Here is a 17620-nt window from a genome sequence, read left to right on the forward strand (position 1 = left end):
ATCCGTCCAAGTCAGTCGTCGGCCGCGGCCGCATTCAAGGAGAGTCGAATCAGACAGCCGCCGCTGAACTCAGGATCGACTTCTATCGATCCGCCGTGAGCGTTGACGATCTCTTGAGCAAGAGCAAGCCCCATGCCAGAGCGTCCGCGGCGGTCGCGCCAGCCGATATGAAAGGGTTCAAACACGCGATAGCGATCCTCGGCAGCGATGCCGCAGCCATTGTCCTGAATTTCAATCTCAACCCCGCCGTCGAGCGGGCGCGTCGTTAAGGTCAGTTCGCGCTGCGGGCGGGCCGCTTCGCGCAGGGCTTGAATGGCGTTATCAATCAGATGCTTAAACATGGCGCGTAACTGATTTTTATGCCCCGTCAATTCTGGCAGCAGCGTTGCCGGTCGCCAATCAACGACGATGCCACCGGCCAGCAGCCGTTGGGTTTCCAGTTCGAGCACTTGTCGCAGTAATTTATTGATGTTGACGCGCACACCGGCTTCGCGTGGCTCTTCAGGCAGCGCGGCGGTAAGCGTGGCCAGTGCTTTGGCACCCGAGGCGTTGATCTGATCGAGCAAGGCCGTCAAAGTTTCCGTATTCGCGGCCCCGTCGCGCAACATGCCGCTGGCAGCCTGAATGACATTCAAGGGCACCTGAATCTGATACACCGCAGCGGCCAGTGCTTCGCGCATCCCGTGCATCAACTGCTGTTCCGCCAGCCGCGCCCGCAGATGCTCCAAATGGGCGCGTTCAATCTCGCGGCGGCGGCTGGTGATGTCATTGGCTAACAGCAACAGCCGCCGCTCACCGGCAACCGATTCACCAAAATAACTGCGGGCGCTGGCGTCGGATTCGTCCACCGGATTGAGCGAGCAGGCAAACCAGCGCGTCCCAACTGGGCCGCGAATATCGAGACTGACTTCGATATTTTTAAAGGCGCGTCCGTGTTCGAGACAGGCAGCAAACGGATCCAGCCCAAGCTGTTCGCCGAGTGCAGCGCGGAACACCTCTGCCGGTTCGCGGCCGTGCAGCTCGCCGAGTAGCCGTTTGTATTCCTGATTATCGAGAATCACCCGTCCGGCGCTGTCGAGCAGCGCGACGATCACCGGCGCGGCATCGAGCACGGTTTCGAGTCGTGCTTTTTGTTGGTGCAGTGCTCCTTCCAATTCATGTTCTTTGGTGACATCGCGGTGCATTCCGAGGAAATATTTCAGTGCGCCGTCGCGGTCGAGCACGGGCGTGATGGTCAATTCGGCCAGATAATCCCCACCCGCTTGGGTGCGATTGACCAGAGTGCCGCTCCAAGTCTGACGCGCCAAAATGGTGCGCCATAACTGTTCATAGACACTTTTTGGCGTGGCATTATTCGACAACAGCGATTGATTGTGCCCCAGCACGGCATCACGCCGATAGCCGGTGAGCGCCTCAAATGCTTGATTAACATAGAGAATTGTCGCCTGTGCGTCCGTGATCGAAATAGCAATTGGCGACTGTTCGACCGCTTCAAAAAACAACACGGGCGGCAACGGATCGGCACCATTTCCACCCATGCGGGCCAGCGCCTCGACAATCTCCGGCGGGGTGCCGTCGGGCGGCGACGCGATAAATTCACCGAGAGTGTTAAACAGCTCGGTCGCTTGGATGGGTTCCGGGGCGGATCGGGCCGGCACGGATGATCTCCTGATAGACGAGGGCGATGAGGATGCAGCGCGAGTGTAAAGCAAAAGCGGTGCCGGATGTGGCGTTGTCGGGTGGCTGTGCTACCTTCTTGCTACACACTGTCCACTGTTTCGGAGCACGCGCTGATGTCGATAGTTCATCCCAAAACTACCATTCTGCTGGCCAGTAATAACGCTGGCAAAGTTCGCGAGCTTGCGCACTTGCTCGCCGATTCGCCCCTTCAAATCAACGCCCAGCGCGACTATGGCGTTCCTGAAGTTGAAGAAACCGGCCTGAGTTTTGTCGAAAACGCGATTCTCAAAGCCCGTCACGCGGCGCAACACAGCGGCCTGCCGGCACTGGCCGATGATTCGGGGTTGGAAGTCGATGCGCTACACGGTGCGCCCGGGATTTACTCGGCACGCTATGCCGGTGTGGGTGCGAGCGATGCGGCGAATATTGAACAACTTTTAGCTGATTTGACCGCAGTTCCAGAATCAGAGCGCACGGCGCGGTTTCAGTGTGTGCTGGTGTATCTGCGTCATGCCACTGATCCCACGCCGCTGATCTGTCAGGGCACTTGGGAAGGGCGCGTTTTATATGAACCGTGCGGCACCAATGGGTTTGGCTATGACCCGATCTTTTTTGTGCCAACGCATGGTTGTAGCGCGGCAGAACTCGATCCCGAGACGAAAAATCAGCTCAGTCATCGCGGACAGGCATTGCGGCAGTTGCGAGAGCGGTTAGCGGGTGGTTTGAGCTGATGGCTGGCGGCTGGAAGCTGAACCCCCAATCACCCCCGCGTCACCCGATCACGCAAATACACCGGCAGCGCCTGCTGCGCCGAAACCCAGCGATCAGCCGCCAGCTCACTTGCCGCCAGCCACGCGATGTCCTGTGCCTCGCAGATCGCCTCGGGATTCGTGCCGATCAAGGCCGCGCCGATACGTGCTCGCAACGCCATGCCATGCACCGCCCAGCCCGGGCCGACTCCCTGCCACCCCTCACCGGCCGGATAGCACACCTGCGTCGGCACACAGACCTGTTCGGCACAACACAACTCGGCGCGATCCTGCTCACCGATTTCATAGCAACCCCAATACACCTCATCCATCCGCGCATCCAGCGCCGTCAGCAGCCGTCGATGTCCGTCACGGCGAAACTGACCCTGCGCCAGCGCCGCCAGCGTCGAAATTGGCACCACAGGCAATTCTGAGCCGAAGGCCGCGCCCTGAATCACCGAGGTCGCAATGCGAATGCCAGTAAACGAACCTGGCCCACAGCCGAAGGCCAGCGCATCCAGTGTGCGCAGTTCTAAACCGGCTTGCTCCAGCAGCCGCTGCATCATGCCGAGGATCAATTCACCGTGCCGACGCGGAGCGATGGTGAGTTCTTGAATGACCTGCTGATCGCAGAGCAGCGCAGCGGAGCAAGCAGCATTCGAGGTGTCGATAGCAAGCAGTTTCATCAGTCTTGCGCGAGAAACCCCTCCGTTCGGGGTGGGGAGGGAGAGCGCACGGTGCGGAGCACCGTTCAGCCGCCAATCTCGCGTCCTCCGTTTCGGTTACGTAAAGTGGAATAGAATAAGATCGGCTTTTTGTAAACGTAGCGGGTTGGATACCGCTTTTCCTAGTCAACCTGGCTTGCGAGTCGCCTCAAGCGCGATCTGACGCACCCGCCGCACCATCGCCTCTAAGCCGTTGCGCCGCGTCAGGCTCAAATGCTCATCTAATCCAAGCTGGCTGAAAAATGCCGCCACATCAAACGCCAGAATCGCGTCAGCGTGCTGTCCTGAATAAAGCTGTTGCAGCAGCGCGATCAAACCGCGCACGATGTTGGCGTCGCTGTCGGCGAGAAATTCGATAACCGCCGCTGTGTCCGGGCGCACCCGCGCCGCGATATACACCTGACTTTGACAGCCGTGAACCGCGTTGGCGGCAGTTTTTAGCGCCTCGGGGAGCGGCGGCAGACGGTCGCCGAGGTCGATGAGTTGTTGATGACGCATCGGCCAATCGGGGAGCAGTTCAAAGACTTCGGCAATCTCAGCAGCAGCCGCCTGCGGTGAGCTGGCAGCCGCTTCAGGATAGTGCAACACGGGTTCAGCGGGTGCGGTGATGCGCGGCTGACGGGCGGCGGCGTCACGTATTACGCTCAGTGCAGCGGCCAGCGCCGCGACTTCCTCAGCCGTGTTATACACACCAAATGATGCCCGCGCCGTTGAACTCACGCCGAGCCGCTCCATCAGCGGTTGACAGCAATGATGCCCGGTGCGAATGCAGATGCCGCGCAGATCGAGCGCGGTGCCAATGTCGAGCGTGGCTAACGGCGGATCGGTCATTACCCACGAAATGACGCCGCTTTTGTGTTGCGCTGTGCCTTTGATTTCCAGTCCGGGAATCTGCATCAATCGCGCTGTGGCTTGTTGCAGCAAGGCTTGCTCATGTGCGCCGATGGCGTCGAATCCAAGCGACTCGATCCAATCTATCGCGGCCGCTAATCCGACCGCGCCGGAAATATGCGGCGTGCCCGCCTCAAAACGGTTCGGCAGTCCGGCATAGGTCGTCTGTTCAAAGGTGACGCGCTCGATCATATCGCCGCCGCCTTGATAGGGCGGCATGGCTTCCAACAGCCGCCGTTTGCCATAAAGCACGCCGATTCCGGTCGGGCCATAGAGTTTATGACCAGAAAAGACATAAAAATCGGCATCGAGCGCCTGCATATCGGTCTTGCCGTGCGCGACCCATTGCGCCCCATCGATCAGTACTAGCGCCCCGACTGCGTGCGCTTCGGCGATGAGTTCGGCAACCGGATTGATGGTGCCAAGCGCATTGGAAACCTGATTGATGGCGACCAGTCGCGTGCGTGGTGAGAGCTGGTGGCGATAAGCGTCGCGATCCAATTCGCCCGCATCGTTAATCGGGATCACGCGAATCTGAGCGCCGGTGGTGGCCGCGATCAGTTGCCAGGGGACGATGTTGGAATGATGTTCTAGCGTTGAAATCAGGATTTCATCGCCGGGCTGAAGATTGGCGCGGCCCCAAGTCGCAGCGACGAGATTGATTGATTCGGTTGCCCCGCGTGTAAAGAGACATTCGACCGGCTCGGCGGCGTTCAAAAACTGCGCGACCCGTTCGCGGGCGGCTTCGTGTAGACGGGTGGCGGTGCGTGAGAGCCGATAGACGCCACGATGGATATTGGCATGGTGGCCGCGATGGTAGTCGGCGATGGCCGCCATCACGCTGATCGGCTGCTGGGTGCTGGCGGCGCTGTCGAGATAAATCAGCGGCTGGCCAGCGGTGGGCGCAGTCAGAATCGGGAACTGGGCGCGGATTGCAGCAATATCGAGCATGGGCGTGGTGTTGGCTGGCGGTCAAGAATCAGAAATTTGAGTATAACAGTTGGGCTATGGGGATAGATCGGGCGGTCAAAATGGTGTTGTTTGGTGGCGCGGATGTTGGGTATGATCGGCAGCGGTCGGTTTCTAGCTTGTCCCGCTGATGCTTGCGCTGTGACGACTGCTGAGACAAAAATATTGGCGTCTCGCCGAGTGGTTGTTATAAGTCTTTGATCTAACAGCAGAAAAAGGCGTTTTTTCGATGTTAGCAGTGGCTGAAAACAGTCGTTTTGAGGGCAAAATGGGGGAAAAAGTGAGCAAAAAGAGGTCGGCTAAAAAATGCTATCCCTTTGATCTAAAAGGGATTATGCTGCAAATGCAGGGGTCGCGACCCACAATCCACTACAACAAGGATTGAAACTGCGCAATGGCTACCGGACGGCAAGCGCGTTGGGCAGTGTCGCGACCCACAATCCACTACAACAAGGATTGAAACAGCGTAGGAGCTGCGGGACTAGCCAGCACGGCGGCAGTGTCGCGACCCACAATCCACTACAACAAGGATTGAAACCCATAGCGCCGATTCTTTTCGAGCAGCATATCGCGGAGTGTCGCGACCCACAATCCACTACAACAAGAAACAAATCGCAATAAAAAAACCGGCTCTTAGGCCGGTTTTTTTTATGACAAAGCTCCCGCTTCGTCATCAGAGAAATCAACCCAATTCAACTCACCACCCCCACCCCACGCCGATAGGCTTGCGAGCGCCGATCACCGCCACGCGGACGCGGCAGAGCGCGTCGATTGAGCAGGCTTTCGATTTCCTGACAAAATTCCGGATTGCCAAGCACCCAAGCTTTATTCGTCGCATCACGAATGCGCTTGATCCATCCTTCATCGAGCGGGCGCATCGCTTGCGCGGCATAATATTCACGGCGTGCTTTAGCACTGCGACCGAGTCGTGCGTATTCACGATGCGGTGTAAGCAGTCGATCTTCGATCCCCTCGGCATTGCTGCCATAGCTCGACCAACCATATTCTGACGGTAGCGTCACGAGACTGGCCCGCACCGGATTAGACTCAATATAGTGCGCAACCTGAAGTAAAAAAGCCGCGTTCGGATCGACCAGTGTGGCGCGATAACGTCCTTCCCACAGCGTACCGTGGCGTTCGTGGCGCGAGTTGAAATATTGGACGTAATAGCGCCCAACATATTGCATCAATTTACCGATACCATTTTCCTGATAGGGCGTCAGCAGCAGATGAAAATGATTCGGCATCAACACATAGGCATGAATGTCGCATTGAAATTTTTCAGCCGCCACACTGAGTTTGTCCCAAATAAACCAGTAATCCTCTTCTTCAAATAGAATTTGCTGTCGCGTGTGGCCGCGCTGAATGACGTGTTGTGGATAACCAGGCAGAATAAAACGCGGAAGACGTGCCATGGGGTCGGATCCAGTTGATTGACCTGCCCTTGAGTATAGACAGCCGCTGGCAAATTGCTGAAGCTGATACGCCGATTTTTGAGTTTATGATGAATGCTTGAACTGGCCACTGTTTGAATGCCCATGCTGCTGCGTGATTCGCTCCCCATTGATTCAATCCTCGCCGAGTTGGACGCGGCCTTACATCGCGGACATGCCGTGTTGCAGGCCCCGACCGGATCGGGCAAATCAACCCGCGTGCCGCTGGCGCTGCTCGATGCCGATTGGTTAGCCGGACAACAGATCGTGATGTTACAGCCGCGTCGCGCTGCCGCCCGCTTGACTGCGGCGCGTCTGGCGGCGCAGTTGGGTGAACCACTCGGCGAACAGGTTGGCTATCAGATTCGCTTTGAACGCCGCGTGAGTGCGCGGACACGCATCGAAGTCGTCACCGAAGGCATTTTGACGCGGCGAATCCAGCACGATCCGCTGTTGAGCGGCATCGGGCTGGTGATCTTCGATGAGTTCCATGAACGCAGTTTGGTCGCTGATCTCGGATTGGCGCTGGTGCTTGATAGCGCCCGCAGTGTGCGGCCCGATCTGCGTATCTTGGTGATGTCGGCGACCTTAGAAGCCGCGCCAGTGGCGCAGTTGCTCGGTGATGCACCGATTCTGCGGGCTGAGGGGCGGAGTTTTCCGGTTGAAATTCGCTATGCCGAGCGCCCGCCGGACAGCGATCCGGTGCGGGCAATGGTCGCGGCGGTGCGGCAGGCGTTCGCGGAGGAAACCGGCGATCTGCTGGCATTTTTACCCGGTGCCCGCGAGATTGACCGCGCCCGTGAGCAGCTCGTCGCGCAGCTTGCGCCGGATAGTGCGATCTTGCCGCTACACGGTTCGCTATCAGCCGCCGAGCAAGATCGGGCGTTGCGACCCGCTGGCAGCGGGCAACGGCGCGTGATTCTGGCGACTGATTTAGCCGAGACCAGTTTGACGCTCGACGGGATCCGCGTTGTGCTCGATTCGGGGCTGACGCGCAAACCGCGCTTTGATCTTGGGTCAGGCTTGACGCGGCTGGTGACTGAAGCAATTCCGCATGCAAGCGCCGACCAACGCGCCGGACGTGCTGGGCGCGTGGCTCCGGGCGTGTGTTGGCGGCTATGGACACGCGAACACGAACATGGACGCGCCGAGCAGCGCATACCCGAAATCCGCACTGCTGATCTGGCCCCATTGGTGCTGGAATTGGCAGTGTGGGGTGTCAAAGATCCGCTGGCGTTAAGCTGGCTCGATCCGCCGCCCGCGCCCGCTTGGACACAGGCGCAGGAACTCTTGCGTACACTGGGCGCACTCGATGCCCGCGATGCGCTCACCGCACGCGGGCGGGCGCTGGCCGAATTGCCGCTGCATCCCCGTCTCGGCGTGATGCTATTGGATGCGACCGCAGCGGAACGCCAGATGGCTGCCGATCTCTGCGCCTTGCTCACCGAACGCGATCCGTTGCTCGCCGAATCCGGGCAAGCGCGAGCGGTTGATCTTGGGCTACGCTTAGACGCGCTGCATACATGGCGCACACGAAACGGCCAGCTATCCGGTGTAGATCGACGGCGGCTTGAGGCCATCGACCGCATTGCCCGCCAAGTGCAACAGCTTGCGGCACGGGCGACCGCTGCACCGCCATCGTCAGCGCCTGACTCAGCAGTTCCGCGTACAGCGGGCGCACTGCTGGCGCTGGCCTATCCTGACCGGATCGCGCAGCGGCGCTCAGGTGCCGATGCGCGTTATTTGTTAGCGGCGGGGATGGGCGCGGAGTTACCGCGTGATGATGCCCTCGCCGTACACGCCTATCTAGTGGTCGCGGCGCTCGATGCGCGGGGACGCGATGGGCGGATTCAAGCTGCCTTGCCGATCAGCTTGAGCGAGGTGCGCACTGTGTTCAGCGAGCGGCTGGAGCAGCGCCGTGATGTGTTTTGGGATGCGGAACGGGCGGCGGTTGCCTGTCGTCTTAGCACACGATTTGCTGCACTAGTGCTCGATGCCCAGCCGGTCGCGCTCCGTCCCGAGGACAACGCCAGCGCCTATCTGTTGACGCAGATCCGCGCCGATTTTGACACCGCGCTCAACTGGTCAGCCGCTGCCCGTCAACTGCAAGCGCGGGTCGCGCTGCTTCGTCAACAGGATGCTGCCGGAGTCTGGCCCGATTGGTCAACAGATCAGTTGCGCGAGACGCTTGCCGACTGGCTCGGCCCGTTGATCGCGACGCACACGCGGTTAGCTGAGGTGCGCCAGCTTGATCTTCATGCCGTGTTGATTGACCGTTTGAGCTGGGCGCAACGTCAACAGCTCGATCAACTCGCGCCCCATTGTTTTACGACGCCCGCCGGCAACACGCGACCGATTGATTATGTCAGTGGCACAACGCCGATTTTGGCCGTGCCGCTGCAAGAATTATTCGGCCTGCACGACACGCCGCGCCTGTGTCACGGGCGCATTCCGCTGTTGCTGCATCTGCTTTCACCCGCTCGCCGCCCGATTCAGGTGACGCAGGATTTGGCCGGATTTTGGGCGCGAGGCTATGCCGAGGTGCGCAAAGAACTGCGCGGGCGCTATCCCAAGCATCAGTGGCCCGACGATCCTACCCAAGCACAGGCGCTGGTGGGCGGGATTCGGCGGCGGCGCGTGTCTGATTCCACCGCTTCAACGTCGTAAAACGGTAAAAAAAGCAGTTGACGCCGAACGGCTTCGCGCCATGATTAGCGGGCGTTCGACGGTCGGTTCTGGCTGCTCCGCTGCGCTGTGTGGCAGCTAGGCGTGTTTCATTTTCAACTTTATCAACTTCACGAGTTGTTGCCATGCACAAGCCCGTTTTATCTACAGTCGCGTTGACGCTCACCCTCACCGCCGCCAGTGTCACGCTGTTAGCGGCAGACCCTCCGGCCGCGCCATCGGCGGATCATGCTGACGCACACGCCGGACACGCGCCCCATTGGGATTATGTCGGCGCAGGCAGCCCCGATCATTGGGGCGATCTTGATCCGAATTTTGATCTCTGCAAGCGCGGCAAAAATCAAGCGCCGATTGATTTAAAAAATTTCGTTGATTCACAACTGCCGCCGATTGGCTTTCATTATCAGCCCGGCGGTCAGGATGAAATCAACAATGGTCACACCATTCAGGTCAATTATGACGCTGGCAGCACCATTACCATTGATGGGCGTGAGTATGAATTAAAGCAATTTCATTTTCACACGCCAAGCGAGAATCACATCAGCGGCAAAGAATTTCCAATGGAAGTGCATCTTGTCCATGCCGATCAAGCGGGTAATCTCGCAGTAATTGCGGTGATGATGGAAGCAGGCCAAGAAAATCGCGCCCTAGCGAAAACCTGGCCGATGATGCCCTATCATCCAAATACAGCAGTACATTTATCGAATGAAGTGTCCGCTGAAGAATTGCTCCCAGCGAATCGCGATTATTACCGCTTTAGTGGTTCGCTAACGACGCCGCCCTGTTCCGAAGGGGTGCTCTGGCTGGTCATGAAACATCCGATTACGGTCTCAAAAGCGCAAATTGAAAAATTCGCGCATGTGATGGGACATCCGAATAATCGCCCGATTCAAGAACTCAATGCGCGTTTAATCGTCGAGTGATGCCCGACCGCCGCCGTGACCGCTTTCATCTGTATCAACTCGCGGTACAGCATCCAGCCGCTGAAATTGATTTAATTGAACGGCTATTTCGCGAGCAATCGGGACGCACCGCGCACATCCTGCGCGAGGATTTTTGCGGCACGGCGGCAGTCGCTATTGAATGGGTACGGCGGCGACCGGAACATCATGCTTGGGGAGTGGATTACGACCCCGAGGCGCTCATTTGGGGACGGCGGCAAGTACGCCGCCTGCTTACTAGCGAACAGCAAGAACGTATCCAATTATTAACCGCCGATGTATTACATGCTGAAACACCGCCGGTTGATATGGTGCTGGCGCTGAATTTTAGCTATTGGTTACTCGATACGCGGGCGGCATTACTGACCTATTTTCAGCGCGTGCGCACGCAATTAGTGCCGGGCGGATTATTTGTGCTCGACGCGCACGGCGGGCCAGATGCCCAGCGACTCACACGCGAGCGGCGGCGAATCCATGATCCAACGGGCGAAGATTTTGATTATTGCTGGGAGCGAGCCGCCTTTGATCCAATCAGCGGGCGACAAGTTTGTCATATTCACTTTCAATTCGATGATGGCGTGCGTTTAGAACGCGCCTTTAGCTATCATTGGCGTCTCTGGACACTGCCGGAAATTCGGGAATTACTCGAAGCGGCGGGATTTACGGCCATCCAAGTTTATTGGCAAGGCTGGACGGCACAGAATCAAGCGGATGGCTATTTTGTGCCGGTTGCGCACGGTGAACCGGATGAAGCATGGATTGCTTATATTAGCGCAAGCGGCTAAATAAGCATGTATTTCATCTTAGTCACGAAACTCCAGCTTCGTGACCAAGATTGAGCAAGACTACAGGCTTACAGGCTTATTGCTGGCGGCTGATAGCCGAAAGCTCACCATCAAGTCATCACCCCAGGCGCAACGCTATAGCTATCGAGCACATTGATATAGTTAGCGCGTTCTAATTCGGCTGGATTCGGCACCGTGAGCGCACTGACGCGCCCGCGGAAATCGTCAATTGACTCAAAGCCCTGATCTTCCATCCAATCTTTAATCCCGCGCAGAATTAAACCAATATAAGCCGGCCCTTTTTGTAAGAGCACATGACACACATGCACCACATCTGCGCCCGCCAGCAATAATTTAATGGCATCTTCAGCGGTATGAATACCGCCGGTTGCACCCAATGACAGATGCGGAATCCGACCATGCAGCAGCGCAATCCAGCGCATTGCTAACAAGGCTTCAGATGAATTGGACGGATGTAACCGTGCTTGCAGCCGCAGACTATCAATATTGATGTCCGGCTGATAAAAGCGATTAAACAACGACACGCCATTCGCGCCCGCTGCGGCTAATCGCCCGACAAAATGCCCGATTGAACTGAAACTCGGCGAGAGTTTCATGGTGATCGGAATTTGAATCTGTCCGCGCAATTCGGTTAAGACATCCAGATAACGCTGTTCGACCTGAGCGCCGCTCTGCGTAATATCACCCGCAATATAATAAACATTGAGTTCGAGCGCATCAGCTCCCGCTTGCTGTAATTCGAGCGCGTGTTTCATCCAGCCGCCCAGTGTCACGCCATTGAGACTGGCGATCACTGGAATATCGAGGCTTTCTTTTAAGCGCCGAATTTGCTCTAAATAGCGTTCTAGCCCATTTTCAAAATCCTGATGATCGGGCAAAAATCCATCGCTCGATTCAGCAAATCCGGTTTCCTGATGATGCAAAAAGCGCGTCATCGCTTCGGCTTCGGCGGTAATCGCTTCTTCAAACAGCGAATACATGATAATTGCCGCCGCGCCGCTGTCTTCCAATTCGCGTGCGGAACTCAGGCTTTTCGACAGCGGCGAAGCGGATGGAACCAGCGGATTTTTTAATTGCAGTCCGAGATAGGGTGTTTTGAGGGTCATGGCCGTTGCAACCTCGTCGTGTTGGGAGCTGAATAAAATTTAGACAGGATTAACAAGATATTTCAGGATGAACAGGATTAAAAAAGATTTAAAAATCTTGTCAATCTTGCATCATCCTGTTAATCCTGTCTATTTCGGTTGCTTACTCGTGCGCTGGCCCTTTTTGCACAGCCAGATGCGCCAATTGTTCGTAGAGACTGAAGCGCGTATCCACATGCTTTTGTGCCAAGCGCAAGAACCGCTCGGCAGCTTCAGGATGGGTGCGGGTCAGCAGATTAAAACGGGTCTCGGAGTTAATAAAATCGCGGTAAGGTAGGCTCGGCGCTTTATTATCCACCAGCAGCGGATTTTCGCCGCGTGCGGTGCGACGCGGATCGTAGCGCAATAATGGCCAGTGCCCGGAATTGACCGCCATATCTTGTTGCCGCAAGTTATTCGATAAATCGACGCCGTGCGCGATACAGGGCGAATACGCAATAATGATCGACGGGCCATCATAGGATTCGGCTTCTAAAAATGCCCGTACCGTTTGCACATCTTTTGCGCCAAAGGCGACCTGTGCGACATAAACGGTTTCGTAGGCCATTGCCATCATCGCTAAATCTTTTTTGAACGTCGGCTTGCCACTGGCGGCGAATTTAGCCACTGCGCCTAATGGCGTCGCTTTGGAACGCTGACCGCCGGTATTGGAATAAACCTCGGTGTCCAGAATTAACAGATTGACGTTGCGCCCGCTGGCAAGCACATGATCGACGCCGCCGTAACCGATGTCATAAGCCCAGCCGTCGCCGCCGATGATCCAGACACTGCGCTTGACCAGTTGTTCAGCCAGCGCCAGCAGGGTGCGGGCATCATCGGAGTCGATTCCAGCCAGCTTGGTTTTGAGCGCCGCGACCCGTTCGCGCTGCGCGTGAATGCCGGATTCGCTGGTTTGATCGGCGGTGAGCAGGCCAGTGACTAAGGTTTCGCCGAGTTGCGCCGCCAGCCGCGTAACCAGTTCGCGGGCTTGTTCGGTCTGTTTATCAACCGCCAGCCGCAGGCCGAGACCAAATTCGGCGTTATCCTCGAACAGCGAGTTATTCCAGCTTGGGCCGCGTCCCTCGGCATTGGTCGTGTACGGGGTGGTCGGCAGATTGCCGCCATAGATCGACGAACAGCCGGTGGCATTGGCAATCAGCATCCGGTCGCCGAACAGTTGCGTGGCCAGCTTGATGTAGGGCGTTTCGCCACAGCCAACACACGAACCGGAGAACTCAAACAGCGGCTGCATCATCATCGCGTGCTTGATTTTGGTCGCGTCGAGCTGGGTGCGGTCATATTCGGGCAGCGTGAGGAAAAAGTCCCAGTTAGCGCGTTCAGGTTCCTGAATCTCAGCGACCGGTACCATGTCGAGCGCCTTGTGTTCGGGATTGGTGCGGTCGCGGATCGGGCAGACCTCGGCGCACAGTCCACAGCCGGTGCAGTCGTCGGGCGCGATCTGATAGGTGACGCGATAGCCTTCGGGGAAGTCTTTGCCCTTGATCGCGGCGTGTTTGAAGCTGGCCGGAGCCGCGTCGGTCAGTACCGCTGGATAGACTTTGGCGCGAATCGCTGCGTGCGGGCAGACCAGCGGACACTTGCCGCATTGGGTGCAAAGGTTGTCATCCCATTTGGGCAGATGGAGCGCCAGTTGGCGTTTTTCAAAGCGTGTGGTGCCGGTCGGCCAGGTGCCATCGGCGGGCATCAGGCTCACCGGCAGCCGGTCGCCCTGACCGGCCATCAGTGTCGCCGTCACCTGACGCACGAACTCAGGTGCAGCGGCGGGCACCACCAACGGCCGATCAAAGGTACTCGTGACCTGTGCTGGAATTGTGACTGGATGCAGGCCGGCGAGCGCGGCATCAATGGCTTGATAATTGCGGTCGAGCAGCGCCTGACCTTTTTTGCCGTAGGTTTTTTCGACGGCGTGCTTGATGTGGGCGATGGCTTCAGCTTTCGGCAAAATGCCGGAAATGGCAAAAAAGCAGGTCTGCATGATGGTGTTGATGCGCCGCCCCATGCCGGTCGCCGCCGCGATGCCATAGGCGTCGATGACGTAAAAACTCAAGCCTTTGTCGATGATGGTGCGCTGCATCTTTTGGGGCAGATCGTCCCAGACGCGCTCCGGCGGCGTGGCCGAATTGAGTAGGAACACCGCGCCAGCGCGGGCTTTGTCGAGCATGTCATAGCGGCTGAGAAACACCGGCTGATGACAGGCGACAAAACTGGCCTCGTTATCGCCGATCAGATAGGTGCTTTTGATCGGATTGGGGCCAAAACGCAGATGACTGATGGTCACTGCGCCGGCTTTTTTCGAGTCATATTCAAAATAGCCCTGACCGTGATTGGGCGTTTCTTCAGCGATAATTTTGATCGAGTTTTTATTCGCCGAGACCGTGCCGTCTGAGCCGAGACCATAGAACACGCAGGCAGTCACGCCCTGGAGCGCATCGGCTTTGAAATCGGGATCCCAAGCTAAACTGCTGTGACTGAGATCATCGTTGATGCCGATGGTGAAGGGATTTTTCGGTGCATCCTGCATCAGCTCATCGAACACGGCCTTGACCATCGCCGGGGTAAATTCTTTCGAGCCAAGACCATAGCGCCCGCCGATCACACGCGGCATCATCTGACGTTCCCCAGCCGCGAACGCACGGGCGAGCGCGGTGACGACATCTTTATAGAGTGGCTCACCATCGGAGCCGGGTTCTTTGGTGCGGTCGAGCACCGCGAGGCGCGTCGCCGTCGGCGGCAGCGCAGCGATGAGCGCAGCGGCATCAAAGGGTCGGAACAGCCGAATTTTGAGCAACCCGACCCGCTCGCCGCGTGCAGTCAGATGCTCGACCGTCTCTTCCGCTGCGCCCAGCCCCGACCCCATCAGCATCAGCACGCGCTCGGCATTCGCTGCACCGACATACTCAAATAACTGGTATTGACGACCGGTGAGCGCCGCGAAGCGATCCATCACGCCCTGCACGATGGCGGGCGCGGCAGCGTAATAGGAATTAACGGTCTCGCGGCCCTGAAAATACACATCAGGATTCTGCGAGGTGCCGCGCAGTTTGGGATGATCGGGATTGAGTCCGCGTTCACGATGCGCCCTGACCAGCTTTTCGTCGATCAGGGCGCGGATGGTCGCAACTGGCAGCCGCTCGATCTTGTTGACCTCATGCGAGGTGCGGAAACCGTCGAAAAAATGCACGAACGGCAAACGGCTTTCGAGCGTCGCGGCCTGCGCAATCAGCGCAAAATCCATCACTTCTTGCACCGACGCGGCGCAGAGCATGGCATAGCCAGTCGCACGACAGGCCATCACATCGGAATGATCGCCGAAGATCGATAGTGCCTGAGCGGCGAGCGCCCGCGCCGAGACATGAAACACCGTTGGGGTCAGTTCGCCAGCGATCTTGTACATATTCGGGATCATCAACAACAATCCCTGTGAGGCGGTGAAGGTCGTCGCCAATGACCCACCTTGCAGCGCCCCATGAATTGCGCCTGCTGCGCCGCCCTCGCTCTGCATCTCGACGACATCGGGGATCGTGCCCCATAGATTTTTCACGCCCAACGACGACCATTCATCGGCCCATTCGCCCATATTCGATGACGGGGTGATGGGATAAATGGCGATGACTTCGTTGGTGAGGTGCGCGACATAAGCGGCGGCCTCGTTGCCGTCGAGTGTGACTAGGCTCTGGTGCGACATCGGACTGTCCAGTGATGTGAGTGAAACGGGATGCCAAGCGCGGCATTTTCAATCGACACTATAGACCGAAAATATGCTGTATTGGTGACCGGATGTGACGAGCGGCGGCACGAATCGCGGTTATCCTGACCGAGATCAAGTGCGCACGCTGGGCGCGTGGCGTGCATATCTTTGGGGACAGAGCGTGATGACTGAGACGATGACGGGCGCACGTCTACGACTGCGGCCTATGTGTGAAGCGGATTTAGCGGCGGTGCTGACCGTCGAGCAGGCGGCCTATGCGTTTCCCTGGAGTCGGGAGATTTTCGCTGACTGTCTCAAGACACGCTATCAGTGCTGGCTCGGTGAAATCGACGCCATGCTTGTCGCGCATGGCGTGATGGCGGTGGCGGTCGGGGAGTGCCAGATTTTCAACCTCAGCGTGCATCCCGACTGGCAGGGGCGCGGGCTGGGTCGCCAGATGCTGCGGCATCTGCTATGGCTGGCGCGTAAACGCAATGCTGATATGGCATTTTTAGAAGTACGGGTCTCGAATACTGCCGCGCTGGCGCTGTATCGGGCTGAGGGATTTTGCGAAATCAGTCGGCGACGCAACTATTATCCCGCCGCCAACGGGCGCGAAGATGCCCTAGTCATGGCGCGGGAATTACTGGTGGCTGAAAGCTGACGGTTGGAAGCTAGACAGCCAATCCGCCAGCGCGTGCAGATTAACCGACATATTCGAGCGTGCGGTATCGCGCCCACTCAGCCCCCAGACCGTACCATGCACACCGACAACCTGATTATTCAACAGCACCGGGCCGCCGGAATCGCCCGGGCATAAAGTGGCACTCCCAGCGCGGCGCTCACTGCCGAAGGTATAGAAATTCACTGCATCGACGCGGATCACTTCACTCTGACCCCAATGCCGCCGCGCCGGACGGCTGTGTCGGTCGGGGCGCTGCCAATCGCGCACCCGCTCGCACCCGTAGCCGACCAAAATCACCGCCGCGCCAGCAGGCAATGGGGCCAGACTCAGCGGCTGCATGGGGATCATTGGGGTTGGAGTCGCAAGCTGCACCAGTGCCGCATCAGGAAAGCGATCCGTAATCCGCGCCTCAGCTTGAACGCGCCGAATGCGTTGCGCTAACGCATCGCCGCTGTAGCGAGCGCGATACTCAGCGATCAGCGATTGTTGATAGGTATACAGGCGCTGAAATCCGTCAGCGAACGCGGGCGGGAGTTGGGTCGCTCGTACCGTCACGCTCAGAGTGGTCGCGGGTGTCGCTTCGGGCGTGGTGCCAACATGCAGCGTACCAGCGGCTTGAAAGGCGGGAGCGAGTGCGCCGGTTTTGACATCGACGACGCAATGCGCCGCAGTGAGCAAGGTATCAGGCGCGATCTTCGTCGCGCTGCAACGGCGCGTTGCGTCGCTCCAGATCACGACGACAGCGGCATAACGGTCAGCGGCATCGAACTGACCGTTTATCAATGCCGAGATTGGGGCGCTGATGAGCGCCAATCCCAGCGCCAACCAACGAAGCGAAGATTTCACCCGGTCACGGCCTTGAGCGATACCGGTTGCGACGGTGCCGCAGGTGTGATGTCGGTCTCCGATTCGCGTTCGAGCGGCTTGCCCTTCAGCAACAATTCAACCTCACGCGCATGACGTGCCAGATGCACCGTCAACGTCTCCAAATCTTCATCTGGCAATTGCGGTAACACCGCTTCAGCGCGAAGCCACTCGGCGAGGCGTTCGGCATTTTCCAGAATGCGATCATAGGCTTCAGCGGCTTTTTTATCGGCGGTGCGCAAGCGTTCGACTCCCCGGCGGTCTTTGACGATGTACTCAATTTCAATCACGGTGGTTGTATCTCTTTAAGAGTAGTCTAGGTGGTGAGTATAAAGGATTTTAGGCAGTGCATTGCTTTC

General features: G+C 57.8%; 13 protein-coding genes. 5 read left to right on the forward strand and 8 right to left on the reverse strand.

What is annotated here, in order from left to right; translation table 11 throughout:
- Positions 1-11: 11 nt before the first annotated feature.
- A complete protein-coding gene (gene nifL, locus BLW10_RS04355) occupies positions 12-1658 on the reverse strand; it encodes a nitrogen fixation negative regulator NifL (RefSeq protein WP_091332579.1) in 1647 nt (548 codons plus the stop codon).
- A 135-nt stretch (positions 1659-1793) separates the two neighbouring features.
- Here nifL and BLW10_RS04360 point away from each other — a divergent pair, with 135 nt between their 5' ends.
- A complete protein-coding gene (locus BLW10_RS04360; protein ID WP_091332580.1) occupies positions 1794-2411 on the forward strand; it encodes an XTP/dITP diphosphatase in 618 nt (205 codons plus the stop codon).
- A 29-nt stretch (positions 2412-2440) separates the two neighbouring features.
- Here BLW10_RS04360 and tsaB read toward each other — a convergent pair whose 3' ends face one another.
- The 3 genes from tsaB to BLW10_RS04375 form a co-directional block, all read right to left on the reverse strand.
- The gene (gene tsaB / locus BLW10_RS04365; RefSeq protein ID WP_091332581.1) at positions 2441-3115 is read right to left on the reverse strand and encodes a tRNA (adenosine(37)-N6)-threonylcarbamoyltransferase complex dimerization subunit type 1 TsaB; all 675 of its coding nucleotides are present in this window, start codon (positions 3113-3115) and stop codon (positions 2441-2443) included.
- Between the two features lie 165 nt (positions 3116-3280).
- A complete protein-coding gene (locus BLW10_RS04370) occupies positions 3281-4996 on the reverse strand; it encodes a SufS family cysteine desulfurase (RefSeq protein WP_091332582.1) in 1716 nt (571 codons plus the stop codon).
- A gap of 710 nt (positions 4997-5706) precedes the next feature.
- A complete protein-coding gene (locus BLW10_RS04375) occupies positions 5707-6429 on the reverse strand; it encodes a transposase (protein WP_091332583.1) in 723 nt (240 codons plus the stop codon).
- A gap of 117 nt (positions 6430-6546) precedes the next feature.
- Here BLW10_RS04375 and hrpB point away from each other — a divergent pair, with 117 nt between their 5' ends.
- From hrpB to BLW10_RS04390, 3 genes are all read left to right on the forward strand, one after another.
- Positions 6547-9114 (forward strand): ATP-dependent helicase HrpB, encoded by a 2568-nt coding sequence (gene hrpB / locus BLW10_RS04380; RefSeq protein ID WP_091332584.1) that lies wholly within the window; start codon positions 6547-6549, stop codon positions 9112-9114.
- A gap of 143 nt (positions 9115-9257) precedes the next feature.
- Complete coding sequence (locus tag BLW10_RS04385; protein ID WP_091332585.1) at positions 9258-10055, forward strand: carbonic anhydrase; 798 nt, start codon at positions 9258-9260, stop codon at positions 10053-10055.
- Positions 10055-10858 carry a class I SAM-dependent methyltransferase gene (locus BLW10_RS04390; RefSeq protein ID WP_091332586.1) on the forward strand — a complete coding sequence of 268 codons (804 nt, stop codon included), beginning with the start codon at positions 10055-10057 and terminating at the stop codon, positions 10856-10858. Before BLW10_RS04385 ends, BLW10_RS04390 begins: the two co-directional genes overlap by 1 nt.
- Before the next feature lie 110 nt (positions 10859-10968).
- On the opposite strand, the gene BLW10_RS04395 is transcribed toward BLW10_RS04390, so the two are convergent.
- Both BLW10_RS04395 and nifJ read right to left on the reverse strand, forming a co-directional pair.
- A complete protein-coding gene (locus tag BLW10_RS04395) occupies positions 10969-11985 on the reverse strand; it encodes a dihydroorotate dehydrogenase-like protein (RefSeq protein WP_091332587.1) in 1017 nt (338 codons plus the stop codon).
- Between the two features lie 142 nt (positions 11986-12127).
- Entirely contained in the window at positions 12128-15709 is a 3582-nt protein-coding gene (nifJ, locus tag BLW10_RS04400) for a pyruvate:ferredoxin (flavodoxin) oxidoreductase (protein WP_091332588.1), read from the reverse strand.
- Between the two features lie 94 nt (positions 15710-15803).
- On the opposite strand from nifJ, the gene rimI reads away from it, so the two are divergent.
- A complete protein-coding gene (rimI, locus tag BLW10_RS04405) occupies positions 15804-16376 on the forward strand; it encodes a ribosomal protein S18-alanine N-acetyltransferase (protein ID WP_425425882.1) in 573 nt (190 codons plus the stop codon).
- Here the strand turns inward: rimI and BLW10_RS04410 are convergent.
- On the reverse strand, positions 16356-17243 hold the full coding sequence (locus BLW10_RS04410; protein WP_091332589.1) for a trypsin-like serine protease: 888 nt from the start codon (positions 17241-17243) through the stop codon (positions 16356-16358). The two genes, rimI and BLW10_RS04410, sit on opposite strands and share 21 nt — an antisense overlap.
- Positions 17240-17551 carry a YebG family protein gene (locus BLW10_RS04415; protein ID WP_091332590.1) on the reverse strand — a complete coding sequence of 104 codons (312 nt, stop codon included), beginning with the start codon at positions 17549-17551 and terminating at the stop codon, positions 17240-17242. Before BLW10_RS04415 ends, BLW10_RS04410 begins: the two co-directional genes overlap by 4 nt.
- Positions 17552-17620: the final 69 nt, after the last annotated feature.

Origin of the sequence: Allochromatium warmingii (genome assembly GCF_900107145.1) — a bacterium.
Lineage (GTDB): Bacteria > Pseudomonadota > Gammaproteobacteria > Chromatiales > Chromatiaceae > Thermochromatium > Thermochromatium warmingii.